The 24,314-nt window shown below is 70.5% G+C and carries 22 protein-coding genes and 2 pseudogenes; 15 read left to right on the forward strand and 9 right to left on the reverse strand.

Annotation, left to right across the window (positions count from 1 at the left end; genetic code table 11):
• The 11 genes and pseudogenes from QSJ97_RS18675 to QSJ97_RS18720 all read left to right on the forward strand — a co-directional run.
• A pseudogene (locus tag QSJ97_RS18675) lies at positions 1 to 250 on the forward strand (hypothetical protein); the annotation flags it as partial.
• A gap of 4,455 nt (positions 251 to 4,705) precedes the next feature.
• Complete coding sequence (locus QSJ97_RS18680) at positions 4,706 to 5,752, forward strand: hypothetical protein (RefSeq protein WP_285673580.1); 1,047 nt, start codon at positions 4,706 to 4,708, stop codon at positions 5,750 to 5,752.
• Positions 5,753 to 5,814: 62 nt separating this feature from the next.
• Complete coding sequence (locus QSJ97_RS18685; protein ID WP_285673582.1) at positions 5,815 to 6,099, forward strand: flavin reductase family protein; 285 nt, start codon at positions 5,815 to 5,817, stop codon at positions 6,097 to 6,099.
• Positions 6,100 to 6,220: 121 nt separating this feature from the next.
• Complete coding sequence (locus QSJ97_RS18690; protein WP_285673584.1) at positions 6,221 to 7,237, forward strand: aldehyde dehydrogenase family protein; 1,017 nt, start codon at positions 6,221 to 6,223, stop codon at positions 7,235 to 7,237.
• A complete protein-coding gene (locus tag QSJ97_RS18695) occupies positions 7,234 to 7,581 on the forward strand; it encodes a hypothetical protein (protein ID WP_285673586.1) in 348 nt (115 codons plus the stop codon). Before QSJ97_RS18690 ends, QSJ97_RS18695 begins: the two co-directional genes overlap by 4 nt.
• Positions 7,582 to 8,051: 470 nt before the next feature.
• Positions 8,052 to 8,669 carry an ABC transporter permease gene (locus tag QSJ97_RS18700; RefSeq protein WP_285673589.1) on the forward strand — a complete coding sequence of 206 codons (618 nt, stop codon included), beginning with the start codon at positions 8,052 to 8,054 and terminating at the stop codon, positions 8,667 to 8,669.
• A gap of 85 nt (positions 8,670 to 8,754) precedes the next feature.
• Positions 8,755 to 8,931: a P-loop NTPase family protein gene (locus QSJ97_RS18705; protein WP_285673591.1), complete on the forward strand. Its 177-nt coding sequence runs from the start codon at positions 8,755 to 8,757 to the stop codon at positions 8,929 to 8,931.
• Between the two features lie 108 nt (positions 8,932 to 9,039).
• Positions 9,040 to 9,705, forward strand: coding sequence for a TOBE domain-containing protein (locus QSJ97_RS18710; protein WP_285673592.1), 666 nt, complete (start codon positions 9,040 to 9,042; stop codon positions 9,703 to 9,705).
• A pseudogene (locus QSJ97_RS25175) lies at positions 9,702 to 10,660 on the forward strand (amino acid synthesis family protein). The gene QSJ97_RS18710 and the pseudogene QSJ97_RS25175 overlap by 4 nt, the downstream one beginning before the upstream one ends.
• A 497-nt stretch (positions 10,661 to 11,157) precedes the next feature.
• Positions 11,158 to 11,700 (forward strand): transposase, encoded by a 543-nt coding sequence (locus QSJ97_RS25055; RefSeq protein ID WP_352231113.1) that lies wholly within the window; start codon positions 11,158 to 11,160, stop codon positions 11,698 to 11,700.
• A gap of 166 nt (positions 11,701 to 11,866) precedes the next feature.
• On the forward strand, positions 11,867 to 12,685 hold the full coding sequence (locus tag QSJ97_RS18720; protein WP_285673593.1) for a lipid-binding SYLF domain-containing protein: 819 nt from the start codon (positions 11,867 to 11,869) through the stop codon (positions 12,683 to 12,685).
• A gap of 125 nt (positions 12,686 to 12,810) precedes the next feature.
• Here the strand turns inward: QSJ97_RS18720 and QSJ97_RS18725 are convergent, their stop codons facing one another.
• On the reverse strand, positions 12,811 to 13,761 hold the full coding sequence (locus QSJ97_RS18725) for a LysR family transcriptional regulator (RefSeq protein WP_285673595.1): 951 nt from the start codon (positions 13,759 to 13,761) through the stop codon (positions 12,811 to 12,813).
• Between the two features lie 228 nt (positions 13,762 to 13,989).
• On the opposite strand from QSJ97_RS18725, the gene QSJ97_RS18730 reads away from it, so the two are divergent.
• Both QSJ97_RS18730 and QSJ97_RS18735 read left to right on the forward strand, forming a co-directional pair.
• Positions 13,990 to 14,331 (forward strand): hypothetical protein, encoded by a 342-nt coding sequence (locus QSJ97_RS18730; RefSeq protein WP_285673597.1) that lies wholly within the window; start codon positions 13,990 to 13,992, stop codon positions 14,329 to 14,331.
• 136 nt (positions 14,332 to 14,467) lie between these two features.
• The gene (locus QSJ97_RS18735; protein WP_285673599.1) at positions 14,468 to 14,926 is read left to right on the forward strand and encodes a hypothetical protein; all 459 of its coding nucleotides are present in this window, start codon (positions 14,468 to 14,470) and stop codon (positions 14,924 to 14,926) included.
• Positions 14,927 to 15,302: 376 nt separating this feature from the next.
• Here the strand turns inward: QSJ97_RS18735 and QSJ97_RS18740 are convergent, their stop codons facing one another.
• From QSJ97_RS18740 to QSJ97_RS18750, 3 genes are all read right to left on the reverse strand, one after another.
• Positions 15,303 to 15,941 carry a LysE family translocator gene (locus QSJ97_RS18740; RefSeq protein WP_285673601.1) on the reverse strand — a complete coding sequence of 213 codons (639 nt, stop codon included), beginning with the start codon at positions 15,939 to 15,941 and terminating at the stop codon, positions 15,303 to 15,305.
• 463 nt (positions 15,942 to 16,404) lie between these two features.
• Entirely contained in the window at positions 16,405 to 17,454 is a 1,050-nt protein-coding gene (locus tag QSJ97_RS18745) for a methyltransferase domain-containing protein (protein ID WP_285673603.1), read from the reverse strand.
• 27 nt (positions 17,455 to 17,481) lie between these two features.
• Positions 17,482 to 18,060: a carboxymuconolactone decarboxylase family protein gene (locus tag QSJ97_RS18750; RefSeq protein ID WP_285673606.1), complete on the reverse strand. Its 579-nt coding sequence runs from the start codon at positions 18,058 to 18,060 to the stop codon at positions 17,482 to 17,484.
• A 150-nt stretch (positions 18,061 to 18,210) separates the two neighbouring features.
• Here QSJ97_RS18750 and QSJ97_RS18755 point away from each other — a divergent pair, with 150 nt between their 5' ends.
• On the forward strand, positions 18,211 to 18,918 hold the full coding sequence (locus QSJ97_RS18755) for a winged helix-turn-helix transcriptional regulator (protein ID WP_285673608.1): 708 nt from the start codon (positions 18,211 to 18,213) through the stop codon (positions 18,916 to 18,918).
• 278 nt (positions 18,919 to 19,196) lie between these two features.
• Complete coding sequence (locus QSJ97_RS18760) at positions 19,197 to 19,580, forward strand: hypothetical protein (protein ID WP_285673610.1); 384 nt, start codon at positions 19,197 to 19,199, stop codon at positions 19,578 to 19,580.
• A gap of 280 nt (positions 19,581 to 19,860) precedes the next feature.
• Here the strand turns inward: QSJ97_RS18760 and QSJ97_RS18765 are convergent, their stop codons facing one another.
• The 5 genes from QSJ97_RS18765 to QSJ97_RS18785 all read right to left on the reverse strand — a co-directional run bounded on the left by QSJ97_RS18765 (position 19,861) and on the right by QSJ97_RS18785 (position 24,301).
• Positions 19,861 to 20,214: a non-heme iron oxygenase ferredoxin subunit gene (locus QSJ97_RS18765; RefSeq protein ID WP_285673612.1), complete on the reverse strand. Its 354-nt coding sequence runs from the start codon at positions 20,212 to 20,214 to the stop codon at positions 19,861 to 19,863.
• 5 nt (positions 20,215 to 20,219) lie between these two features.
• Entirely contained in the window at positions 20,220 to 21,209 is a 990-nt protein-coding gene (locus QSJ97_RS18770; protein ID WP_285673614.1) for a fatty acid desaturase, read from the reverse strand.
• Between the two features lie 241 nt (positions 21,210 to 21,450).
• On the reverse strand, positions 21,451 to 22,242 hold the full coding sequence (locus tag QSJ97_RS18775) for a 3-methyl-2-oxobutanoate hydroxymethyltransferase (RefSeq protein WP_285673615.1): 792 nt from the start codon (positions 22,240 to 22,242) through the stop codon (positions 21,451 to 21,453).
• Positions 22,243 to 22,280: 38 nt separating this feature from the next.
• Positions 22,281 to 23,051: an SDR family NAD(P)-dependent oxidoreductase gene (locus QSJ97_RS18780; RefSeq protein ID WP_285673616.1), complete on the reverse strand. Its 771-nt coding sequence runs from the start codon at positions 23,049 to 23,051 to the stop codon at positions 22,281 to 22,283.
• Complete coding sequence (locus QSJ97_RS18785) at positions 23,051 to 24,301, reverse strand: TRAP transporter large permease (protein ID WP_285673617.1); 1,251 nt, start codon at positions 24,299 to 24,301, stop codon at positions 23,051 to 23,053. Before QSJ97_RS18785 ends, QSJ97_RS18780 begins: the two co-directional genes overlap by 1 nt.
• Between the last annotated feature and the right edge of the window lie 13 nt (positions 24,302 to 24,314).

Genomic DNA, 24,314 nt, shown 5'->3' on the forward strand with positions numbered 1-24,314 from the left:
CGACGGCGATGCCCCGCCGCCGGAAACGCCCGCGCGCCCGGAAGCCGCCGACGCGCCCGGGATACCGCAGCCCGGGCGGAAGGGCCGGGACCGGGCCGAGAGCGATCCCAAGGGACCGCCCCCGCCCAAGGGCAAGGCCACCAGCAAGAAGAACAAGGCGCGCAAACAGGCCGCCAGGCAGGACGGGAAACCGGCAAAGGGGAGACCGGCAAAGGGGAAACCCGAGCCGCGCGGTCGCGGGAAGACGTGACCGAGGCATCTCCGCCTGCGCCGCCCGCGAAGGGTCGCGACGCGGCGCGCCGCGCCGCCGCATGACCGGCCCGCCAGCCGGACGCCGCCGGCCGGCCGATCCGGCGCGGCAGGGCCGCGAACCGCGCCGCCGCAACCGATGACCTGAGGGAGAGTGTCCCCGTGGCCGGAAGGGCGATCCCGGCAAGACCGAGGCCGACCCGGCCCCTGCGCAGGAAGCCGGTGCCGATCCCTTAGCGGACGGCATCGGCAACCGCGGACGGCATCGGCAACCGCGGCCGTCACCGCAAGCAACGCCGGCGCGCGCAGGCCGGTTGTTGCCAGCGAGACGGGAAGCGCAACGGCCAGCGCGCCGCCGGAGACCGGCTCCCGCTCCGGTGTCGCCGCCGGGCAGAGCGTGACCGGCACGGCCGCCGGCATCAGCCCCGCGCCCTGGCCGGCTTCCATCGCGAAGAACCGGAGGCCGCACCCGGCGTTCCCCGCCCTCATGCCGCCCTGCCCCCGGTTCCGACGGCCACGGCGCCGATCGAGGACCGCCCGGCCGACCGCCAAGGGGCCACCCGCAACCCCCACCAGCCGCAGATCGACCGGGCCGCCGAACCCGGCCGCGAGGGCACGGCCGCCAGCACCGACAGGGCGTGGCAGAGCACAACCGGACCGAGCGCGCGCCATGCCGCGCAACGGCACCGGCGGTGCAGGCCGAGCACGACCGCAACCAGCCATCCCGTCGCGGCGCTCGCGCCGCGGACCGCACCGGGCCCAGCCAGCGCAAGCCCCCGGCGAGAGACCGCCAGGCACGCACCGCCGGCCGGGCCGGGAATGGCAGAGGGAACCGGCCAAACTGCCCCCCTTCGAGACGCACCTGCTGTGGACCGCATTCCCCCGGCGAATCAATGCAATAGCGCCCATCGAAACTGCCCACCCGCCGCGCCGGCATCCAGCCCGCGCGATCCCGTCCGGGCAAAACTTCGGGCCGGCAGCGCCTTGGAGCGCAATCGAAAACGTCGAGGCCCACCGCCGCAGCCGGTCTCCACAATCCCTGACCCATCATCGAGACTCCCGCTCATCTTCGAATGCAGCGCCCGGCTCACGACCCCGCCGTTGCGCGTCCGCCCGTCCCCTGGGCGGGAAAGGCGACGGAAGCGGCCGTTCGACGGCGGATTGCTGACGGTGACAGGCGTCCCCGCCGCCCCGAGCCCCTCGAGCGCCGGCGGCAGCACCTCCGGAACCGCGGACCCGGCCATGGTTCCGTTCGCCGCCCGCGCCGCCATCTCCCGCCGCCGCCGTGCCAGAGGCGGAGGGGCCCCGAGGCCAATCACGCATCCGGCGAAGCCGCGGCCCTGGTGAGATCCCCCGTGCGGCGCAGATCGATGGCCCGAGCCTTCCCCGAGATCGGTGGTCTGTCCGTGCCCTCGGCCGTAGCTGCCGAGAAGGTGCGAGCCCCCCGTATCCAGCGCCAAGCGGCACCTCCGGCACCCGCCGGTTCTCGAACTCTCCGCCCCGCCCGCGTTCCGGGTCGACCGTCTCGTCATGGCCGAGAGCCCCAGGACACAGCAGGCGCCCGCCCGCGGGTCGCGCCGCTCGAACGTCACGCGGTCGCGCGGCACAACCCCGCCCTGCGCCCTGCCGGGGGCATCGGCCGGCGTGTGCACATTGGTCCGCCCGGCCCGCATTGATTCCCGCGGTGGCGGTGTGGCTGGCCCGCCCGCCGATCTCCTCCGACTCGATCACTCTAGCGATCCTCGGGGGCGTCGGACCGGGCCCGGCGTCAGGAACATCGACCTGCGACGACCGCAAGCAGGAAGCGACCAGACGGTGCCGCCCGGGATGCGAATGCGGCACATTCCGACACCGCAAGAAGGGGCAGGCGCTCCGGCCGACGTGGCGGAGCCCGTCGCCGGGGTTCCGTATCCCCGTCCCACTGACACTTCGGAAGCAGGGAGTGACCCCGATCAACGTCGATGGCCGCGAGGGCAGCGGGCGCCCTGCGGTCGGGGCCAAGGGCCGCCATGCGGGCCATGGTCTCCAAAGGCGCCAGGATCGCGATCCGGGGCGAAGAGCGGACGCTTCAATCCGGTGAAACCCCGGGCAATTCGGGCCCCCTTCGGCTGGAACGGGTTGCCCGGCGCTCGCCATCGGTGCTGCTTCGTTGGGTGTCGCCCCCGAAGGCCCGCGCGGCTTCGGGACCGGATCTCGCGGGGCCCTAGACACGGCATGGCGGCAATGGAAACCGGCCCCCGATCCGCCGAGCCGGTCGGCACGCGGGGTGCGCCGTCAGGCGGGCGATCCGGCTGCCGGGCCGGCTTCGGGCCCCGCATCGCGGCGTTGCCGCCGAACGGCGCCGGCCGCGCAAGGTGAAGGCACGGCTCGGCCATCCCGCGATGGCGGCGCGGCACGCCCTGCGGCCGTGGCCCTCCGATCTGCTCCGAGAGACCCGCGGGTCGAACGCCGATGGCGGTTGTCGGACCTGCGCCGCTTCCCGGGGGGGGATCTTGCCGCCACGGCTGTTGCCGGACAGGGAGCGGCAGCGCTCGACCGCGCGGCGCTGGTGGTGGACGCGGCGGCATTCCGGTGCCGGGGATGCCGCACGGGATCCCGTCGCGGATCACCGCCGCCCTTGCCGCCGGGATCGGGCTTGGCGACTGCTGCCGGGCGTTCGTGGCGCCGCGCGCATCGCGCAATGCCTGGCAGGCCCGTCAGCCCGCGCTCCGGCATCTGCACCGGCTCACCGGGGCCGACGACAACTTCGGGGTCGGCTACTGTAGCCGGGACACTACCCTCGATCCCGCAAGCCGCGGCCTACGCGCGGAGCCGAGGAACCCAGCGCGCTCCGGGCGATCTTGCGGGCAATACAGATGTCGGATGGCGAGGCGGCGACATCCCGCACGATCGGGCAGGCCATCAACCTCTCCCCGGGCCCTTGCTCTCCCCCGCATTCGCGCTCGTTCTGCGATTGCCGGATCGGAGACCCGGAGCGCGCGATCCGCGGCATCCGGATCACCGAGCGCCTCGGCCCCTGCGCCCCGTGGCGATCTGCGATGTATGGCATCCGGGCGCGCGGCCTCGCGGCCCTCGCGCCAGCCGGCTGCGGCGGACTCGCCTGTGCCCGGCATCGGCTGGCTTATATTCGCACCCTGCGCCCCTCCTGCCGCCAAGGCAAATTCCGATCGGCCTTCATGTCTCCGGCGCGGCGGGACGGAGGTTCGGGCGGGTGGCGCAGTTCAGCGGTCTGCTGAGGCTACCCGGCAACAGCCTTGTGCCTCCTTGCGAGATGTCGACCCCAGCCGTCCGTTCCGGTACGCCGGGGGACGAATCGCCCGGCCGGATATCGACGGGTTTGGACCCCGGCGCATGCACCGGCCCCGAGCGGACCAAGGCTGATCGCGCGGCCTCTGTCACGCGCGGATGCCCTGCCACGAAATCGCCAACATCCGGCCCTCCCGGCCGGTGCATCGATACCCGAACTTGGGCCGCCGCGGCCCGGACGGGAATGCAGGCGCGGGATCACGAGACCGGACATGGCAGGCCGGTTCCGGCCTGCCTGGCTCCGCGGTCCCCGGCGGCTGTCGTGTTCGCGCCGCTCCGACACCGTCCCCGGATTGCCTCCTAGGTCCGGCCCGGCTCCGAGGGCGAAGCCTGCGCGCGCCGCATCTCAGCCCGGATGGCGGGCCGGGCCACGGCGGGGCGGTGCAGGATCTGACCCGGTGCGCCTCCTTCAGGTCGCCAGAGAGGACCGCACCGCCGGACCCATGCTGCGACCGAACGGGGCGCGGATCATGCGGAGAATGCCGATCCTCGGTCTGCAAGATCGATCTCCGCTCCTAGACGCGGCACGCGGCGAAGCCTTCGATGACCTTGAGACGGACCGGATCGCCGGGACATGCTCGGCACGCAGCCGGCGTTCCAGCCCGAGGGGCAGTCCCCGCGAGACACCGCGGATGCGGGTCCCGGCACGGCTACATGCGGCGAAGGCCACTGGTGCATGGCGCCGATCGACGGCGACAGTCCGAAGCGTAGCCGTCTCAAGGACCTCTCGCAGATCGTCAGGCTGATTGGCCATGGGTACAACCTCCAGACCGTGCTGCGGCGACCGACATCGGCCGGCGCCAGTCGATCTCCATCGCCGGCTACGCCCCCTGTTCCGACCGCGACGCATCCTTCCCCACCGGCTGGCACGCCGCGACGATCCCGATCGCCGCCGTGCTGGCCAACTGCGCGCCGAAGGGGATCACCAAACGCGCCCGAGCAGGACGCCTTCCGGGATATCGCGACGATGCGCGGCAGCGGCGCTCCCGGACGGTGGTGCTCGTGCCGCTGGAGTCGCATGACAGCGAGGGCCGGCCGATGGTGTTCGCGGCGATCGCCCGGGCCGATCCGCAGCCGGATCGCGACGAGAGCGGCTTCCTGGGGGCCGGTCGCCGACCTGACCGACATCCCGCCCGAGAAGCTGCGGCACGTGGAGCGCGAGGCGGCCACCGCGGCCCGGCTCCGCAGCCCCGGCCAGAACCTCGCGGACGCGATGAAGGATGCGGTGGGCGGGCGGCTCGATGACCGGCCGACCGCCGGGCCGAGCCGGATCTTCCCGCGCCCCCGGCTCGCGGCGGACCTCACGGCGGGCCGCCTCGTCGGCGATCCGGCGTGCTCCCTGGGGATGGGCGCGGGCGCTACCGGCCGATGCCGCGAGCGCCGCGGCGCGGAAGATCGCCGACCGCGGCTTTCCGGGCGGGATCACGCTCAGGACCGGCGACAGGGAGACCCCTGTGCAGGCAGCCTCCATCGAGATCGGCGGCAAGCGGGCCGGTGCCGTGTTGCCGGATGGCACCGCACCGCCTGCGGGGCGGAGGCACTCCCGGCCGAGCCGGAGCTGATGGCGCACACCGCCTTCCTGCTGCGGGCGTTCGTCCTGTCCCTTGTCCCGGCTCCTCTCGAGCGATCAGATCATGCGCCGCCTGCTCGACGGCGGCTGGCACGACCGGCACGAGATCGGCGCCATGCCCGGGCGATCGAGCTCGGTCTCACGCCGCCCTTCCGGTTCGCCGCGATCGGCGCCGCCGGCAGGGCCAGCCCCGACGAGGCGTTCCGGCGCAGCGCCGTACGCCCGGCGCAGCGCCGCATCGGCCCCTCGCTCAACCGTGTCGAGGGCGAAGACGTGCCGCTGCGCGCACGCCGTGCCGGAGTTCGAGCCGGAGCGGCTACGGGCGCGGTTCATCCGCGAGCACGCCTTCCATACCGAGAGCGTGCCGATCATCGGCTGTCGCCCGCCATCGGTGCGGCAACGGAGATCGCGCGGCCGGCGCAGCAGACCCTGCGCCGGCTGCGCATCGCGCGCGCCCTCGGACATCAGGGCTGGACCACGACGATGCGCCTCGGCGTCGGTCTCTCGGACCCCGATGCCCGATTCGTCGTCAAACTCGCGATCCGGCTCCTCCGGCTTCAGAATTCCTACGATTCACAGGAATTTTCCCCGGTGCTCTCGTCAACCACCTCGGAAGCCCGCGCCTGAGTCCTCTGTCCTGCCGAAGCAGCGCCGGCCATGTGAGCGCCGGCCCGAATTCGGGATGACCGATGGGCGCCTCCGGTTGCCAGACCCCGCCCGGCGACGACCCGATGGCCCAGCGCCGGGCCTTCGGCGCCTTTGCCGCCGGGCTGACCGGGGTGACCGTGGAAACGACCCGCGAGACCGACGGTGCGCCGCGCGGCTTCACGGCCAATCCCTTCACCTCCGTCGCGCTCGATCCGCCGCTCGTGCCGGTGTGCATCGCGACCTCCGCCGGATCAGGCGAGACCTTCCGGGAGGCGGGCGGCTTCGCGGTGAACATCCCTGCCGCGGGTCAGTGCAATGCGGCGTGAGACCACCCTCCCGGACTTTCGGGCTCCATGTCGGCGCTTCGGGCGCGGCCGGGCATCTCGCTAGGATCGCCGGCGAACCGTGGCCTTGGCTCGCCCATTGCCGCAGCCTGGGTGAAGACTGATGAAGAAACTCGACGTCGAGGCCATCGAGGGCACCCGGCTGCCGATCGACATTGCCGGTGCCTACAGGAACTCCGCCGGCACCCCGGTCCCAGGCCACGATCCCGCCACGGGCGCGCCCTGGACCGAGATCCCCGACTGCACGGCCGGGGAGGTTGGCACGGCGCGTAGCGCGATGGACGACCCGGCCTGGCGCAACCTCAGCCAGAGCACCCGCGGCGCCTCGCTGCTCCGCTTCGCCGACATCGTGGAGGCCAATACCGGGCGCCTGGCCCGCATCGAGACGCGCGACAACGGCAGGATCCTGCGCGAGATGCGGGCGCTGATGCGCTCCCTGCCGGTGGCGCTGCGCCAATGCGCGGGCATGGCCGACAGGGTCGAGGGCAGTACCATCCCGCTCGGCAAGCCCGACATGCCGACCCTCACGCCGCGCGAGCCGATCGCGGTGATCGCCGTCAGCATTCGCTGGAACTCGCCGTTACAAATGATGATGCGCGCCCTCGCGCCCTGCCTCGCGCCCTGCCTCGCGGCCGGCAACGCGGTGGGGGTGAAGCCCTCGGAGCTTGCCTCCGCCGCGACTATCGGACTTGCCGAGCTCATGGGCGAGGCGGTCTTCCGGAGGCTGTGCACCCGGATAGAATCCGGCGCGCCGGTCCGAGACGTGGTGGACGTGACCGGCTTGTTCCTGTTCGCTAGCGAGGCGCTCTTCGAGACCCTCCGCACGGAGATCGCGGACCCGAGCGCGCTCGACCCGGCCCATGTGCATGACAAGGGGATCGGTGCCACGGTCTGGTCCTGCAACATCGCCTTCAACACCGAGGTCACGGGAGGCGCCAAGCCGCAGGCCTGGGCCGATGTCTTCGACACGAGGACGTTCCCCGGCAAGCGGGCGCTCCGCGACCGGGCCCATCCGATGATGGGGAACGCGCTGCTGGCCGACAGGGTCGCCCGGAGGATCTGTGCCCGCTCGACATCGCCCGTGCCTTCGCGAAGCCCAATTCCATCAAGGAGGACGTGATCCGGTACAGCGCGAACTCGGTCTCGCAGCAGCTCTTCGCCGACGGCGAGGTCGGTGTCGGCGTGATGCTGAACGACCGAGCCTTTGGCGTGGTGAAAGAGGGCGCGCCGAAGCGCGAGGTGGCCATGAATTTCATGAATGCAGCCGCCGAAGCCGACAACCGGGCGCGCAGAGCCAACGCCATCGCCCATTTGCCGGTAAACCCCGCCGCCTTCGCCAAGATCGACCCGGACGCGATGCCCTGGCCCACGAACGCCGCGAATGTGCGGGGGATCGCTCCGAGCTGCTGGCGCGAGAATCTCGCCGAGCTCACGGCGCGCAGGACCGGGTGGAAGCTCTCCTGAGGACCCGGAGCCGCCCCCCGGGCGGGCGGCTTTAGAGGAACCGCCAACATGATCGGACGCCGACACACCCTCATCCTGCCCGCTGCCCTCCGCGTCGGCGCAGGTTTCGTCTATCCCGTGATCTGGCGCCTGATCCGCAGCGTGACCGTGCCGGGCCTCGGATTTCAGAACCATGTGGCGATCTTCGAAAAGGCGATCTGTCCCAACGTTCTCCGGAACACCGAGGCGATCGCCGGGGCCACGACAGCGCTCTGCATGATCCTCGGCATTCCGGAGGCCTGGTCGATGGTCCATGCGCGGCCCTGGATGCGCCGCGTCCTGATCTTCGCGGTGCTGATCCCGGTCCGCTCCTCGATCCTGCTGCGCAGCTTCGCCTGGCCGGTGATCTCCTTCTCCTCGACGCAGTACCTGAGCTTCCCGCTGCGGGGCTCCTCCTGGCAGCAGTACGAGAAGATGATCTCGGACCCCGCATGGCTCTCGTCGCTCGGGACCAGCGCGGAGATCGCGATTCGACCGCCCTCGGCAACGCCACGGCGCTGGCGCTCAGCCGCAGGGAGGGGCCGCCCACAACCCTGTTCCGCGCCCGGATCATGGCGCCGCTGGCGATCCCGGCGATCATCACGGCGGCGGCGATCCTGGGGGTGTTCCGGATCTTGGGGCTCCACAGATCGCTCGCCGGGCTCGTGCTCGCCCATGTGGTGCTGACCCTGCCCCACCTGCTCTCCACGCTCAGCGCGACGCGCAACCTCTTCGACCTCCGCCTCGATGATGCCGCCGCCAGTTGCGTCGGCGCCCCGGCCATCACCTTCCGCCGCATCACCCTGTCCCTGATCGCGCCGGCGGTGGTCTCCGGCCTGCTCTTCGCCAAGGTGATCTCGTTCGACGAACCGATCGTCTCGCTGTTCCTCTCGAGCCCCGCCGTGCGGTCCCTGACGGCGCAGATGTGGTCCAACATGCGGGCGACACCGATCCCAGGCTCGCGGCGATCGCGACCGTGCTGTTCCTGGTCTCGCTCTGCGCGCGCTGGCACGATGGCCTCGCCTGGCGTCGCTCCGGCCGCCAGCCAGGCCTCCGAGGGAACCCCATGACCGCACCGCTGCTCCGTCTCGCCAGTGTCGAGATGACCCTGGCGCCTGTCGGGATCGGGGGCTTGGCGGGCGCTATCCCGAGGAGATGTCCGGCGCGCAGCAGTGGCGCGTGGCGCGGGCCCGGCCGATGGTGTTCAAGCCGCGGCTGCTGCCGATGGACGAGCCGCTCGGCGCGCTCGACAGGAAGCTGCGCGAGGACATGCGGATCGAGATCATGCGTCTGCACCGCAATCTCGGGATCACTCCTCAATTTCGCCCATGACCGGGAGGAAGCGCTGGTGATGTCCGACCGCATCGCGGTGTTCGACGGCGGCCGCATCGAGCAGGTCGCCACCCCGCACGTTCTCTACGGGACACCGGGGCCCATCTTATGGCGGATTTCATCGGCGAGACCGGTTTCTTCGCCGGCGCGCTCGGCGAACTGGCGGACGGCATGGCCAGCCTCGCGCGTGCAGATCGGCCGAGGGGCGCCGCCGCGCATCGGCTGCAACCGGGGGCGCCGGCCGTCCTCGCCATCCGGCCGGAGCGCCTGAAGATCGGGGGGGGCGGCGAGAACCGGGTCGAGGGAACGGTGGCCGGCATCATCTATCCCGGCCGGTCCCGCAAGGTGGTGGCGCGGCTCGCCGACGCCGCCGACATGACCGCGCTCGAACAGGCCGGAACGCCCGGGCAGGTTCCGCGCCGCGAGAAAAATGCCGTCACCTTCTCCTGGCGCTCGGAAGATGCGGGGGTGCTTGCCGATGGCTGGGATCTTCTGCCGCTCCGACCGGGTCGCCCTCATCTGCCGCGACGAAGGCAACGGCCCCCGGTCCTCTCCATCCACGGCGTCGGCGCGTCGCTCCAGGGCCGGGACGGGGTGCTCGCCGCCCTCGGCCCCGGCCTGCGCGCACCCGTTTCGACCTCCGCGGCCACGGCGGATTGGCGCGCATGCCCTGACCATGCGCGCTGTCGGAACTCGCCAAGAATGCGGTCGCGCTGCGCGACCATCCCGCGCTCGACCGGGCCGCGCTGGTCGGCTTCTCCCTCGGCGGGCTGATCGCGCAGGCCGCCGCGCTCGCGCATCCCGGCCGGCTCGCCGGCCTCGCTCTCGTCGCCTCCGTCGCCAGCCGCACCGGGGAGGCGCGCGCAGGGGTGATCGCCCGCGCCGAGACGCTGGCCCGCGAAGGCGCCGAGGCGCATCTCGCCGCGGCCGTCGAGCGCTGGTTCAGCGACGCCGTCCGCGTGGCCCACTTGGAGGTCCTCGAAAAGCGCCGTCGCCAGTCGCTCGCCAATCATCCCGCCTGCCATGCCGCAGCCTACCGCATCCTCGCCGGCAGTGATCTCGGCGCCGAGCGGCACCGGATCGCCCTCCCCGCCCGAGACATGACCGGCGAGCACGACAGCGGCGCCTCGCCCCGGATGGCGCGGCTGTTCCATCACCGGATCGCCGGGGCGGAGCTCCGGATCCTGCCGGGCCTCAGGCATGGCGTTCTGCTCGAGCCGCCGGATCTCGTCGCTTCCCATCTCGACCGCGTCTTCCGGGCACGCCTCGCCATCTGGCAAGGAGCCCACCTGATGACGGAAATCCGGAAACTCGTCGCCCATGCGGCAGAGGCCCGCATCGAGGGCGGCCGTGCTGCATCCCCGCCTCTGGTCATCGCCTCCGTGGCAAGCGTGCTGGCAATCCCCTGGGCCGGGCGCGGCTTCGTCGAGGATTGCGCCCCGAGATCCACGCCATCGCGCCCGTCCTCGGCGCCGAGATGGTCCCGCGCCCGCTCGATCTCGTCGGCGGTGCCGACCGGGTCGAGACCCTCGGCAAGGCCGCGGTCGTCGGCACCGATGGCGAGGCTAGGCTCGGCGCTCACCATCTCGCTGCGCTTCGGCATTCTCCTGCGCGAGGCGCTCGGGCGCAGCGCGTTCATCCCTTTCACCAACACCCGGTGCGGACGCGGCAGCCATATCCCGGTGCCGCTGAAGCACATCGCGCAATCGGACGCGCCCGCATTTCCTGACCTTCGACTTGGCCGTTGCCTATGCCCCCGCCCCCGCCCCCGCCGAGATCATCGTGGCGACCGGCGGCCGCCCGCACGCCAGGATCGGTGACCGCCATGCCAACATGGAAACCCTGCAGCATGACCGGACGGTCCGCCCCTCCGCATAGGCGACAGACGCCCCGCCGGCCGAGGCGGCGCGGGCCGCCGCGGCCGGCCGGCTGTTCGCTGGCGAACTGGCAACGCGAGAGCGGACTTTCGGAGCAGGAGCGCCGATGCGCAGGCCTCGACGCCGACGCGACCCGCCGGACGATCTGCGGGACGCCTGCACTGTGCCGGCCCCTCGCTCTGAGGTGGGACGGGATGTGCCGGCCCGGCGCTCTCGGTGCCGGAAGGGACGGCACCGGCCCGCTGAACGAATGCGCGGCGGCGATCGCTGCGCGGGCGGCCTGCAGGTCGCCGGGCCCAAGGGATAGGGTCTCCGAAGGGGCCTCTCCGCAAGACGGTCGCCGGGAAAGGTGCGCGGGCTCGGCGGCGTGATGCTGGTGATCTCTGGCGTGCATACCAGCCTCAAGGCGGACATCCGGGGCGTCTCTGACGTCAGGTGGCAAAGATGCTGCGTGCACTGGGTGAGGAACGCGCTCGCGCATGTGCCCCGCTGCCGGCACACCGCCGTCACCGCGACCCACCAGGCCTTCGGCCAGGGCGACTGCGGGCAGGCAAGTGCCGCCTGGCACCATGTCGCCGACCAGACCCGCCGGCGCTGGCCGAAGCTTGCCGCGCTCGTGGATGAGGGCGAGAAGGGCGGGCTGGCCCTATTGGCGCTCCCGGCGCTGTACCGCACCAGGCTGCACCGCACCGGCCCGGTCGGGCGGCCCAACAGGGAGATCATGCGACGCGCCGACGTCGTCGGGCTTTCCCGAACGAGGCCTCGGTCATGCGCCCGACCGGTGCCGTGCTCGCCTGGCAGAACGGCGAATAGGCGGCCCGGCACCGCGACAGGCAGGCCGAGGGCGTCTCGCGTGCCGATGCCGCCGAGATCGACTCAGTTCCCGGCATGACCACGGAAGCTGAGCGACCAAGCCTCAGGCCATCCCGCCCTTCCCGCCACCCCGACCGGCGTGAAATCGGTTGGCCGCCTGCTGCCGGGCTTCGGCGATAGACATGCTTATCTCTCAATTTATCCATAGATATTTTGAGTTATGCAAAACTGATCTCCCCCACCATATGAACCTGACGGCGGCTGCTCCGGCTCCGAACGGGCCGCTGCGCCTGCCCAGCGATTGCAGTTCATCGCGCCAACCGATCCCCACGGCTCCAGAGAAGAAGGAGAAGATCATGACGCGCTTTACCAGTGCACTGGCGCTTGCCGCCGCTCTGCCGTTCCTCCTGCCGGCCCAGGGCCTCGCCCAGGGCGAAGGGGGCGATGCCCCGCAGGCGGAAGCCTCCGTCGAGGACCTGGCCGGCGAAGGCATGGCCACCGTCAAGGCCGCCACCGACGCCGTCGCGCGCCTGAACGAGCGCCCGCGCTTTGCCGAGCTGGCCAAGCGGGCGAAGGCGATCGTCATCTTCCCCGATGTGGTCAAGGCCGGCTTCCTGATCAGCGGCCAGTTCGGCTCCGGCGTCCTGCTCGTGAAGCAGGCCGACGGCACCTGGTCGGCGCCGGCCTTCTACGGCATTCAGGCGGCCGGCATCGGCCTTCAGGCCGGCGCCGAGCTGAGCACGCTCGGCCTCGCAGTGATGACGGACGAGGCGCTTGCGGCCTTCTATGACGGCGGCTTCAAGCTCGGCGGCGGCCTCGATCTGACGCTTGCGGCGCTCGGCGGCACGGCCGAGCTGGACACCGCGGCCGACATCGTGAGCTTCTCGGTCGCCAAGGGCGCCTTCGCCGGCCTCTCGCTCGAGGGCAGCAACTTCGTGGCCGACGGCCCCCGGAACGCCGCCTATTATGGCCGCGACGCGATGACGACGGAGGAGGTGGCGGGCGAGCCCGGGCTCACCAGCCCGGAGATCACCGCGCTGCACGAGGCCCTGAAGAGCCTCTAGGCGCCGCTTCCGGAAGCCCCGGCGGGGCGGCGGCCGTTCGACGCCCCCCGGTGACTTCGCGGACCGGCTCCGAGCAAGATCGAGGCGCCTGCCCCAGCGATGGGGCGGGCGCATTCCGCTTGCGGTCAGGACGACGAGCCCGGGAGCGTCTCGACATGATCGCCGAGGGTGGCCACCTCTCCGTCCTCGGACAGCTCGGCGAGATCGCCCATGACCGCCTCCTGCTCGGCATCGGCATTCGCCGCGACATGGCGAAGCTGGGCGAGCGCTTCGGCCAGGATCCCCTCGTCCATGTCCTCGCGCCAGGCCGCCCAGGCCGGGTAGGGAAAGCTCGGCGCTCCGGGCACCAGATGCAGCCGGCCGGAATCGAGATGCGTCTTGACCGCCCGCGCCGGCAGATAGGCCGCCAGTTCCCGGCCGATGATGTATTCCGCGGAAAGCGCGCCGAGGGCGAGCGTCAGGCCCGGATTGGTCAGCTCGGGCAGATGCAGCGCATGGGCGTGCACGAATTCCGGCCCCCAGTCGACGAAGGCATAGCGCCCGGCGATGTCCATGTCCGGCTCGGGCCAGGCGGCCACGAGCACCAGCTCCTCCTCCAGGATCTGCTCCAGCTGCAGGCCGGGGCGCGCCTGCGGGGTGTAGAGCAGAGCCATCTGGGTGACGCCCTCGATCAGGAAACGCGTGAGCCGGTCGGGCATGCCCAGTTCGGCGCGGATGCTGATCTCGGGCATGGCGCGGCGCAGCGCGTCGATCCACCGGAAGCCGAGGCGCGGCCAGAGCGAATACTGCGCGCCGATATGGATGCTCTCGGTGAAGCCCTCGGGGATCGCGATCTGCTGGCGTGCCTCTTCCCACACCTTGAGCATGCTGAGCGCATAGCGCTCGAACTCGCGCCCCGCGGGCGTCAGCTCCGCGCCCGCCTTGGAGCGCTCGAAGAGCGTGCGGCCGAGCGAGGCTTCCAGCTTCTGCACCCGCAGGCTCACCGCCGACTGGGTCACGAAGAGCCGCTTCGACGCGGCCACGAAGGAGCCGGTTGCAGCGATCTCGAGGAAGGTGCGCACCAGGAGGATGTCCATGCCCCATGTATTCATGAAACTCGCTTGAAAGCCAATTATTATTCGTTTTCCAGAATGTTCACGAGTGACTATCTTACCTGTGCGGCAAGGGAGAACGCGCCGCGCAAGCGCGCGCTCCCCGCGATGTCCGCGGCACGGACGGGCGGCCCGATGGGCCCTCCGGCCGCGCTTTCCCTGACCCGGGCCCGGCCTTTCCGGGCGCGCAGATCGAACGAAAGGAAGAGACCGATGAAAACGCTCCTGCACACCACCACGATGCTGGCCGCGCTGGTCCTCGTCTCTGCCTGTGCGAACGGTCCCGATCCCGAGAGCTTCGGCGGACGCCTCCAGGCGGAGGGCGGCGAGGTGGCCAGGATCGGCGAGACCTGGACCGAGGGCGAGGCGGCCATCCGCAAGGGCCGCGCCATGATCGATGACGGTGAGGACGACATCGACGACGGCGAGGACCTGATCGCCAGCGGCAAGAAGAAGATGCGCCGCGGCGAGGACCTGGTCCGCAAGGGCGAGCGCATGAAGCGCGAGGCCGAGGAAGCCTACAGCGTCCGTGGCGCGAAGCCGGCCCAGAGCTGAGCCGGCCGCGCCGCCCCCGCACCCCGCGACAGCAGATCGGCGGGGCCTGACCCGGAGAGGAGATCAGGCCCCGGCCGCACGCCGCATGCCCGCGGCACCCCGAGACGAGGCCCCGCATCCAGATCGGAGACCCGCCATGACCGCACCGAACGCGACCACGCCCATCGGACGGCCTGACGCCACCCCCGTTCTCGTGAACCCCGGCATGACCTGGGCGCCCGTCCGCGCCGCCCTGCCCGCGCTGGGCGTCGCGGCGCTGCCCTATCTGATCGTTCCGGGTGCGGCGCGCTCCTTCCTGACGGTCTCCGCCCTCGAGGCTTTCGACACGGGCGGGCACAGGATGCTGCGCCTGAGCCTGACGGGCGGCCGGAGCGAGGGCACGAGCGAGCATGTCGTTGCAGCGCATGAGGTGCACTCGGTCGTCGTCGAGGATGGCGGCTCCCTCGAAGCGTGCCATTCGGTGCTGACCCGTGTCGTCATCGCGGGCCGGGCGCATGTGGTGGAGCTGGTGCTCCTCGAGCGTCCCGGCCGCACCGGCCTCCTGCATCTGGGCCGCAATGCGCAGCGCGTGCGGCCGGCCGCCTGGTCGCATTGAACGCCTGCGCAGCCGCTGCGCGGGGGCCGGCCGTGATCCCGTGCCACCGCGCGGATGCACCCCGCGGTTCCGGCAGGCCGGCGCGCCCGGGGCGCCGGCCTCCGATCGCGGCACGGCCGGGGCAGCCGCGGACAACGGCGGTTCCGGCGGCACGGGTCGGCACCGCACGCGCGGCGCGCGGCTGCGCGACGCCCGTGTCTTCCGCCCCGGGGCTATGGTGGGTAGGATAGGCGCTCCCGGTTCGGCTCGAACGGCCCGCGCGCCCGGTTCCGGGCGGCACCCGCGTCATGCGCCGGGAGAAGCCCCATCCCCTGCCGCTCATCCGGCCAGATGCGGTGTCCGGCAGCGCGCCCGATCAGGCCGCCATCCGGCCGGCCTAGAGGTTTGGCCTGTAGAATGCGAGCTTCGCGCCGAAGCCGATGAAGAAGACGCCCGTCACCCCCTTGAGCCACCTCTGAAACCTGCCGTTTTGCGCGACGGCGGTGAGCCGGGACATCACGAGGATCATTGCGCCGAACCACACCGCGGCAATCATCGAGTGAACGAAGACCAGCATGAAGGCAGCCGCGGTGGTGGTGTCCCCCGAACTGATGAATTGCGGGAACGCGGCGAGATAGAACATCGAGACCTTCGGGTTCAGGGCGTTGGTCAGGAGCCCTTCGAGATAGGCGTTCCGGAGCGTCCGCCGTTTCGCGGAGGGCCTGGTCTCCCGCTTCGCGTCGATGCCGTGCCAGGCAGACAGGAGCGCCCTGACCCCGATCCAGAAGAGATACGCCGCCCCGAGATACTTCACGATCGCGAAGGCTGTCGCCGATTGCACCAGGATGATCGACAGGCCGAGTATCGCCATCGCCCCGTGCAGGTAGAAGCCGGTGACAAAGCCCGCCACATTCGCGAATCCGGCGCCGCGTCCGGATGTCGGAACGGTCCTGGCGATCAGCACGCCGTTCGGCCCGGGCGACATGACGAGAAGCCCCGCCACGAAGGCAAATGTTACGATTTCGGACCATGTCATGTCTTGTCTGCCTTCCATGCGGGGCGCTCAATCTAGGTCGGGCGGCGGCACCTGCACAACCCGGCAATCCGGGCTCGAAACCGGCATCGGCGGCTTTCGGACACCACGAGACCCGGCGCCGCCGGTGCGCTGCGACGACACAGGCCCTCGGTGCTCGCCGCCGCGGACGCCGCCGCCGGCATGGCTCGCCGGTCTCGCGGCGGACGCCGGCGGGCGCCGGGCCGATCGCGCCGAGCCTGCACCGATCGCGCCGGCAGGGCTGCGGCCCGCCGCAACCGGTCTGCTGCGCGTTCCGGGTCATCCGGCGGCTCGAAGCGCATGTCTCGGCGGGCCGTTCCGTTCCCGTCGGAGACCGGGGCCGGCTGGCGCGGCTGGCACCCCTGGGGCGGTCTCCCGCCCAAGGGAGAGGCGGACGCCCGTTTCGGCATCGTTGGCGTCGCCTGCAAACCGCTGGCCGGCGGGATCAGGCGCGCGCCTCGAGCACCATGTTGAACGGCGTCTCGCTGGCCCGGCGAACCCGGCCGAGCCCGCCGGCCCGGATCACCGCGCGCAGCCGCGCCTCGCCGGCCTGGGCGCCGAGGCCGGCGGCCTCCTCCTGGGCGAGCGAGGTGGGCAGGCAGATCATGGTGGAGGCGGCGTAGTAGAGCCGGCCCACCGGGTTGAGATTGCCCGCCACGGTATCGGCCGCCATCGGCTCGACGATCATCAGCGCCCCGTCCGCGCCCAGCCGCTCGCGGGCATGGCTCACGGCGCCGACCGGATCGCCCATGTCGTGCAGGCAGTCGAAGAAGGTGATGAGATCGAAGGGGCCGCCGGCGAAATCCTTCGCCGCCGCGACCTCGAACCGCAGGTTCGGCAGGTCGTGCGTGCTGGCATGGGCCCTGGCCTCGGCGATCGAGGCGGCGTGGAAGTCGAAGCCGACGACCTCGGCATTTGGGAAGGCCTCGGCCATCATCAGGGTCGAGTGACCGTGGCCGCAGCCGATATCGGCGATGCGGCCCCCCTTGCGCAGCCTGTCGGCCACGCCGTCGAGCGACGGCAGCCAGGTCTCGATCAGGTTGGCCCGGTAGCCGGGGCGGAAGAACTTCGCGACCGCACAGAACATGCAGCTCGCCTGATCGCCCCAGGCGACCCCGTCGCCGGTGCGGAAGGCGGCCTGCACCTTGGGCTGGTTCTCGATGCCGGAGATCGCGTTGTCGAAGGCGCCGAGCATGTAGACCGGCCCGGCCGGGTCCGCGAACACCGCCACCTGTTCGGGGGTCAGCCAGAAGGTGCCCGCCGCCGCGTCGTGCTCGACATAGCCGCCGGCCGCCTGGTTGGCCAGCCATTCGCGGATGTAGCGCTCGGCACAGCCGGTGTTGTCGGCCAGCTCGCCGCTGGTCTGCGGTCCGTGGTCCCGCAATGCGGCGTAGAGGCCGAGCTGCTCGCCCATGCGCACCAGCGGCACCGAATAGGCCGCCCCGAGATCGCCGACGATCCTGCCGAGCAGCGCCATGAGTTTCTCTTCGTTCATGATGTCGTCTCCGTCGCTATGGGGGGGTCAGGCCGCGCGGCCGGGGCGTGCCGCCTCGTCGGCCGTCCAGGCAAACGGCCCGAAGCGGTCGTCGAGCGGCAGGGAGAGCAGGATCGACAGCGTGTTGGTGAAGGTCTTGACGGCGACGCCGAGGATCACGTCGAGCATCTGTTCGCGGCTGTATCCGGCCTCCAGGAAGCTCTGGCAGGCGGCATCCGCGCCGTGGCCGTTGCCGGCCGCCAGCACGCCGGCAAGCCGCCGCAGCGCCTCGTGCCCGGGATCGACCAGGGCGCGACCGGCCCGCAACGCCGCGATCTCGGCCTCGGGCACGGCCGCCTCGCGGGCGAACAGGCTGTGCCCGGCGACGCAATAGCCGCAGCCGTTCCGGACGCTCACGGCGAGCTGGACGATCTCGCGCTCGGCCGGCGACAGCCGGCCCGCGCCGAACTGCGTGTTCATGGCCACGAGCGCGTCGAGCACGTTCGGCGCATTCCCCAGAACCGCGACGACGTTGGGAAGGAAGCCGCGCGCCTCTGCGACGGCGGCGAGGGTTTCCCGGGCCGCGTCGGCAGCGGTCTCCGGCGTATGGATCGTGTATCGTGACATGGCGTTCTCCAGTTGCTCTCGAACCGGCACTCCGGGATGGAGCGCGTAGCCGGAGCAGTAGGAGACGCACGCCGGGCGCGGAACTTCACATGACCGAGCGATCGGCTATACAAGCCGTAGCAGCGCAATACAGATTGTGGAGTTGGCCTGGTGCCGCAACAGTACGGTCAGTTCTGCCCGATCGCCAAGGCGACGGAGATCCTCGGCGAGAAGTGGACCCTGCTGATCGTCCGCGAGCTGCTGATGGGCAGCCATCGCTTCAGCGCGTTGCAGCGCGGGCTCTCCCATATCTCGCCGACGATCCTGGCCAGGCGGCTCGAGACGCTGGACCGCCACGGGCTGGTCTACCGGCGCCGCATCGAGGGCCAGCGCGGCTACGAGTACCTGCCGACCGATGCCTGCAAGCAGCTCCTGCCGATCCTCCTGGCGCTCGGCCGCTGGGGGATGGACTGGACCCGCGGCAACCTCGAGGACACCGACTACGATGTCGAGCTGCTGATGCTCTATCTCGAGCGGAGCGTCCGGCCGGAGAAGCTGCCGAACGCCAGGGCGGTGATCCGGTTTCGCTTCACCGATGTGGACGCCATGCCGAACTGGTGGATCGTCGTGGGCGGCGACGCGATCGACATCTGCATTGCCGATCCCGGCAAGGATGTGGACATCTACATCACCACCAGCGTGCGGACGATGACCGAGGCCTGGATGGGCCGGATCACCTACCGCCAGGCCAGGGCCGACGGCTCGTTCGAGGTGCATGGCCCGCCGGCCCTGACCCGCAACATCAGCACCTGGCTCGCCGACTGCATCTTCGCCGACCTGCCGGAGCCCTCCGAAATCCTCGGAAACGCCGGGTTGTGACGGCCATGCCGGCCTGACTGGCGCGAACGCTCCCGGCCGGCCTGCCGAAACTGCCCGCTTCCCCTATCGCTCCATCGGCCGACCCGCCGGCAGGCCCTGCCCCGGCAAGGGCGCGCCGTGGCCGGGCCGCGCCCCGAAAGGCGGCGCCGGGAGCCCGGCCGGAACCGTGCCTGCCGCCGATATCGTTGCGGGGAACCGATGCGGCGGCGTGCCGATGGGCATATCGTCTGCTCCCGTAGAGGCCGCCGTCCGGATCGCGATCTGAAATGGAGGATGCCATGACAGACGTAAACCGCATCGCGATGGAAGTCAAACACCTCAAGAAATCCCTGGATGTTCTCAAGAAGGAATTTTCCAACAAGATAAACAACAACAAACTTCATATCAGTGATAACGTCAGCGAAATAAATACACTCGACAAGACCACCACAGAGCTCTCGAAGGTCGATCTTGCGCTGTCGAAGCGCATCGATGCCGCGGACGTCAGAATCGCGAAGCTCGAACAGGCGAGCACGCTGTATCGAAACGAGATAAATTCGCTCAAGCTACAGCATGGGGCGCTCGAGCAACGCCTCCTCAAGCACGAACGGGATCAGGAGAAGGAGCTCGATGATCTCGAGAAGCGGCTCCGGGCAGAGATCAAGGCCGCACAGCGCGGCTAGACCGGCGATCGAGCCGCTCCGGACTGCGCGCTGCGATCCGTGCCGAACGGGATGCCCCGGCCGCGGCCGGCAGGGGCAACGGGCCTCTGCCCGCTGACCTGGCCCGCACAGCGGGACAGGTTCATCCCGGATCAGGGCGGACCTGAGACGGCTGGCGTCGGCTCCAGGGCTGGGCGAAAGGCGCCGCCTCCGGTGCGGGCAGGGATCGCGGCATTGCCAGGGCAGACCGACGGGCCTGGTGCGTGCAGGCCCACCGATGCGCTGCCCCGGCCGTCGATGCCTACGAGGCTTCCGCGCCGCCCTTCTGCCCGAGGCGCACCAGGACGCGCCCATCCTCCACCCTGGTCTCGAAGACCTCGATGGCGACGGTGGCCGGCGCGCCGACGGCGCGGCCCGTTCGCGCGCAGAACCGGCCCTGGTGAAGCGGGCATTCGATCACGCCGTCGATCACCATGCCGTCGGTGAGCGGCTCGTGCTCGTGGCTGCAATACCCCGATGTCGCGAAGATCTCGCCGCCGGAGAGGCAGACCGCCACGAGGCGGCCATCGACCTCGATGGTCTCGATGAATTCCTCTTCGAGCGCATCGACCGCCAGGGCGTCGTGCCATTCGGCAGCAGTTCCGGATTCCGACATCCCGCTCACTCCGCGGCGACGGCGCCGCTCCGGCCCCGCTCGCTCTTCCAGGTCACGCCTTCGTGGCGGGAGATCTTCGACAGCACATCGGCATGCACGGACGGATAGCTTTCGCCGATCGGGTGCAGCCGGTCGCCGACCTCGTCATGCAGCCGCGCCAGCGCGTGGTAGGGCACCATCGGGCAGATGTGGTGCTCGGCGTGATAGGACATGTTCCAGTGCAGGAAGTGGACGAGCCGGGTGGTGCGGGTGGTCCGCGTGTTGCGCCGCAGGTCGCCGCCCTCGTCGCATTCGGCGTGCTCGGCGATCCGGAAGAAGCGCATCAGCGGCTCGCCGACGAGCCGCGGCACCACCCAGAGCCAGAGCGGCAGCAGGCTGCCCGTGGCGATCGCCGCGGCCGCGATCCCGCCATAGAGAACGAGGATCACGCGGGCCTCGAAGATGACCTTCGGAACCTCGCTCTCGGGCAGGAAGCGGCGATGCTCGGGCTTGATGTAGCCGAAGGGATGCAGGAGGAACCAGCCGAGCCCGCGCTTCCAGAACACATAGCCGCTCAGATAGACGACATAGTCCCAGACCGTCATGCGCTCGGGCATCATGTCGGGGTCGTAGCCGCGGATCTGCGTGTAGGTATGGTGCCGGGCGTGCTCGTAGCGGAAGATCGTCGGCGGCACCATGTAGATCAGGCAGACGATCCAGTAGACGGTCTCGTTCAGCCACCTCGTTCGGAACGGCGTGCCGTGGCTGCATTCGTGCACGGGCGCGAAGAGGAAGGCCATGACGACCGCATGGGCGAACATTGCCGGCACCACCCAGAGGGTGCCGAGCGCCATCCAGGTCAGCGTTCCGGTAAACGCGATCAGGCCGATATGCCCCGCGAAGTGGAGAAGGGCCGTGCGATCCGTGCGCTTGGTGTAGGGTTTCAACGACTTGCGGTCGATCACCAGCTCTCGCCCGAAGGCGCGCTCGGTCTGTTCCTGCATCGTTTCTGACATGCTGTGGTTCCTCATGATCGTCGGTGCGCGGGTGGGCTCAAGCGGGCGACGGCCGGAAGCTCGGAGCGCGATTCATCCCTTTTTCTAATCTTTGTCGTGAAGGCGCCGTCTGCATGGCTTCGCGCGATTCATCGAAGTTTCCTCGGCCTCATCCATGAGCCTCCGCCGGATTCACCATCAATGCCGCCCGGCGGGCAAACCAGTAATCCCAAGGATATATCAATCCATCTAATGCAAAGGCTCAGACCCGATCGATCTCCATGAGAAAGTCCTCGAGTTCGCCCTCGGGCATCGCGACGCCGTGGGCCTTGGCCGGAAAGCCGCCCGAACCGACCTCGTGGCGAAACTCCCGGAAGGCGTCGATGCGCTCCTGCTGCAGGCGGCGGTGCTCGGCGGCAAAGTCGCGATAGGCCTTGGCGTGGCGGGGCAGACGGTCCGTCCCGCTGCCGAGCACGTCGCGGGCGAAGAGGCATTGCACGTCGCAGCCCGCCCCGGCCCCGAGCGACATCGTGATCAGGGTCGTCCGGCGCGTGATCTCGGCCGCGACCGCTTCGGGAACCACCTCGATCTCGATGCCCGCGGCGCCGGCGGCTTCATAGGCCTTCGCCTGGCGGAAGAGCTCGATCGCCTGCTGCGCCGTCCGGCCGACAGCGCGGTAGCCGCCGGTCCATGTCCGCCACGGCGGCACGAGGCCGATATGGCCGATGACAGGGATGCCCTCGCGCGCCATTTCCGAGACCATATGGATGCTGGCGGCGGTGTAGACGGTCTCGGCGCCGTCCTCGATCGCCCGGAACGCCTCGCGCATCGCCTCGGTCGCGGTGACATGGCGGCCGTAGGGCAGCCCGAAGCGGAAGTGGCGCGACGGGGCCGCGCCCGGCAGGTGCCGGGTTTCGGGAGCGTAGACGGTGCCGATCATGTCGATCCCCGCCGCCTCCGCCGCGGCCGCGTCGTCCGCGCTGTCGATCCGCAGGAATGTGAGCTGCGGCCCGCCCTTGCGGTCGCGCAGCTCCTTGATCGTCAATCCTGCCATGGGTGTTTCCCCTCTTCATGCCGCACCGGGCGGCGCATTCACTTGGCGGTGAACCCGCCATCGACGAACAGCATCTGGCCGGTCACGTAGTCGGAGGCCGGCGATGCGAGGAACAGCGCGGGGCCAACCATGTCGCCGAGTTCCCCATTGCGGTGGACGGCGGTCCTCTCGGCGTTGCGCGCCATCAGGGCACTGTCGCGATAGAGATCCGCGGTCATCTCGGTCGGGAAGTAGCCGGGCGCCAGCGAGTTGCAGCAGATGCCGAAGCGCGACCATGCCTCCGCCATGGCGCGGGTGAGCTGGGCGACGCCGCCCTTGCTCGCGCCGTAGGGGATGCTGTCCGGCATCGCCCGCACGGCCTGCACGGAGGCGATGTTGATCACGCGCCCCCAGCCACGCTCCTGCATGTCCGGCACGAGCGCGCGCGCCAGGAAGAACGGCGCCGAAAGGTTGAGCCCGATGGTGGAGGACCAGCTTTCCGGCGTCACCGCGTCCCATGGCTGGCGGAAGTTGAGCCCGGCGGCGTTCACCAGGATGTCCGGCGCGCCGAAGGGGGCCCGCGCCCTGCCGGCCAGGTCGTCCATATCCGCCCAGGCGGCGAGATCCGCCGACATGGCCGAACCGCGGCCGCCGGCAGCCTCGATCTGCGCGACCGTGTCGGCCAGACGGTCCTCGCGCCGCGCGAGGGCGACCACCGCCGCCCCGGCGCCCGCCAGCGTGACCGCGAGGGTGCGGCCGATGCCCGAGCTCGCCCCGGTGACCAGCGCCACCCGGCCGCCCAGATCGAAGAGATCGGGGATACCGGCCATCACCGCACCGCCCAGAGCGAGAGGTTGGGCAGGAAGGCGAGGATCAGGGTGGTGGCGAGCATCGCCAGCACATAGGGCACCGCCTGGCGCGCGACCGAGAGCACGGGCGCCCGGGTGAGGCTCGAGACCACGAACAGGTTGAGCCCCAGCGGCGGCGTGATGAAGCCGACCCCGAGCGCCGTCACCATCACGATCGAGAAATGGATCTCGTCCATTCCGATCTCCTGCGACAGCGGATAGAGGATGGGAGCCAGCACGACGATGTTCGGCGCCGCCTCCATCACGCAGCCGGCAAGGATCAGGATGCCGATCATCATCAGGGTGATCAGGGTCGGATCGTCGGTCAGCGAGGTGACGAAGACGACGAAACCCTGCGGCACCTGAAGCGCCGCCAGCGTCTGGGCGAGCGGCAGCGACATCGCGATGATGGGCAGGATCATGCCCACCACCTTGGCCGAGCTCTCGAGCATGCTCGGGAAGTCCGCGACCGTGAGCGTGCCGATCGCGAGCCCGATGAGGATCGTCGTGACCACGGCGACCGCTGCCGCCTCGGTGGGCGTGAAGATCCCGGTATAGATGCCGCCGAGGATCACCACCGGCACGATCAGCGCATAGCGGCCCGCCCAGATCGCCCGCGCCACACGGGCGAACGAGAACGCGGCGGCCTGGTTCTCGTAGCCGCGCATGCGGTTGATCGCGACATTGGTGAGCATGATCGAGACCATGATCATCACGCCGGGCACCGCGGCGGCGATGAACAGCGTCGAGGACGAGATGCCGAGGATCAGGCCGATGATGATGTAGGCGATGGAGGGCGGGATCAGGATTCCCGTGCAGGCGCCGGAGGCGACCAGGGCGCAGGCATAGTTCCGCGGATAGCCCTGCCTGACCAGGCGGTCGATGGTCATCCGCCCGATCGCGGCCGCACCTGCCGCATCGGAGCCCGAGATGCAGGAGAAGAACCCGCAGCACAGGACGGTCGCCGTGCCGAAGCCGCTCCGCAGCGTCCCGGTGAGCGCATCGGCGATGTCGAGCAGCTTGTCGGAAAGCCCGCTGCGCACCAGCACGTCGCCGGTCAGCACGAAGAGCGGCACGGCGATCAGCGCGAAGCTGTCGATCCCGTCGAAGAGGGACTCCCCGAGCAATGACAGCGGCACGACCTCGGTGGCCAGGAGGAGCGCCAGCGCGCCCAGGCCCAGCACGACCCAGACGCGGACGCCCAGCACCAGCAGGACCACCATCCCGATCATCGGCAGATAGAAG

The sequence above is a fragment of the Paralimibaculum aggregatum genome, assembly GCF_030270585.1.
GTDB classification, from domain to species: Bacteria; Pseudomonadota; Alphaproteobacteria; order Rhodobacterales; family Rhodobacteraceae; genus Thermohalobaculum; species Thermohalobaculum aggregatum.

Coding starts and splice junctions, on each gene's coding strand:
- QSJ97_RS18685 (WP_285673582.1), top strand. CDS start 5,815: ATGGGCGCCTCCGGTTGCCAGACCCCGCCCGGCGACGACCCGATGGCC.
- QSJ97_RS18690 (WP_285673584.1), top strand. CDS start 6,221: ATGAAGAAACTCGACGTCGAGGCCATCGAGGGCACCCGGCTGCCGATC.
- QSJ97_RS18700 (WP_285673589.1), top strand. CDS start 8,052: ATGGCTCTCGTCGCTCGGGACCAGCGCGGAGATCGCGATTCGACCGCC.
- QSJ97_RS18705 (WP_285673591.1), top strand. CDS start 8,755: ATGTCCGGCGCGCAGCAGTGGCGCGTGGCGCGGGCCCGGCCGATGGTG.
- QSJ97_RS18710 (WP_285673592.1), top strand. CDS start 9,040: ATGGCGGATTTCATCGGCGAGACCGGTTTCTTCGCCGGCGCGCTCGGC.
- QSJ97_RS18720 (WP_285673593.1), top strand. CDS start 11,867: ATGAACCTGACGGCGGCTGCTCCGGCTCCGAACGGGCCGCTGCGCCTG.
- QSJ97_RS18725 (WP_285673595.1), bottom strand. CDS start 13,761: ATGGACATCCTCCTGGTGCGCACCTTCCTCGAGATCGCTGCAACCGGC.
- QSJ97_RS18730 (WP_285673597.1), top strand. CDS start 13,990: ATGAAAACGCTCCTGCACACCACCACGATGCTGGCCGCGCTGGTCCTC.
- QSJ97_RS18735 (WP_285673599.1), top strand. CDS start 14,468: ATGACCGCACCGAACGCGACCACGCCCATCGGACGGCCTGACGCCACC.
- QSJ97_RS18740 (WP_285673601.1), bottom strand. CDS start 15,941: ATGACATGGTCCGAAATCGTAACATTTGCCTTCGTGGCGGGGCTTCTC.
- QSJ97_RS18745 (WP_285673603.1), bottom strand. CDS start 17,454: ATGAACGAAGAGAAACTCATGGCGCTGCTCGGCAGGATCGTCGGCGAT.
- QSJ97_RS18750 (WP_285673606.1), bottom strand. CDS start 18,060: ATGTCACGATACACGATCCATACGCCGGAGACCGCTGCCGACGCGGCC.
- QSJ97_RS18760 (WP_285673610.1), top strand. CDS start 19,197: ATGACAGACGTAAACCGCATCGCGATGGAAGTCAAACACCTCAAGAAA.
- QSJ97_RS18765 (WP_285673612.1), bottom strand. CDS start 20,214: ATGTCGGAATCCGGAACTGCTGCCGAATGGCACGACGCCCTGGCGGTC.
- QSJ97_RS18770 (WP_285673614.1), bottom strand. CDS start 21,209: ATGTCAGAAACGATGCAGGAACAGACCGAGCGCGCCTTCGGGCGAGAG.
- QSJ97_RS18775 (WP_285673615.1), bottom strand. CDS start 22,242: ATGGCAGGATTGACGATCAAGGAGCTGCGCGACCGCAAGGGCGGGCCG.
- QSJ97_RS18780 (WP_285673616.1), bottom strand. CDS start 23,051: ATGGCCGGTATCCCCGATCTCTTCGATCTGGGCGGCCGGGTGGCGCTG.
- QSJ97_RS18785 (WP_285673617.1), bottom strand. CDS start 24,301: ATGATCGGGATGGTGGTCCTGCTGGTGCTGGGCGTCCGCGTCTGGGTC.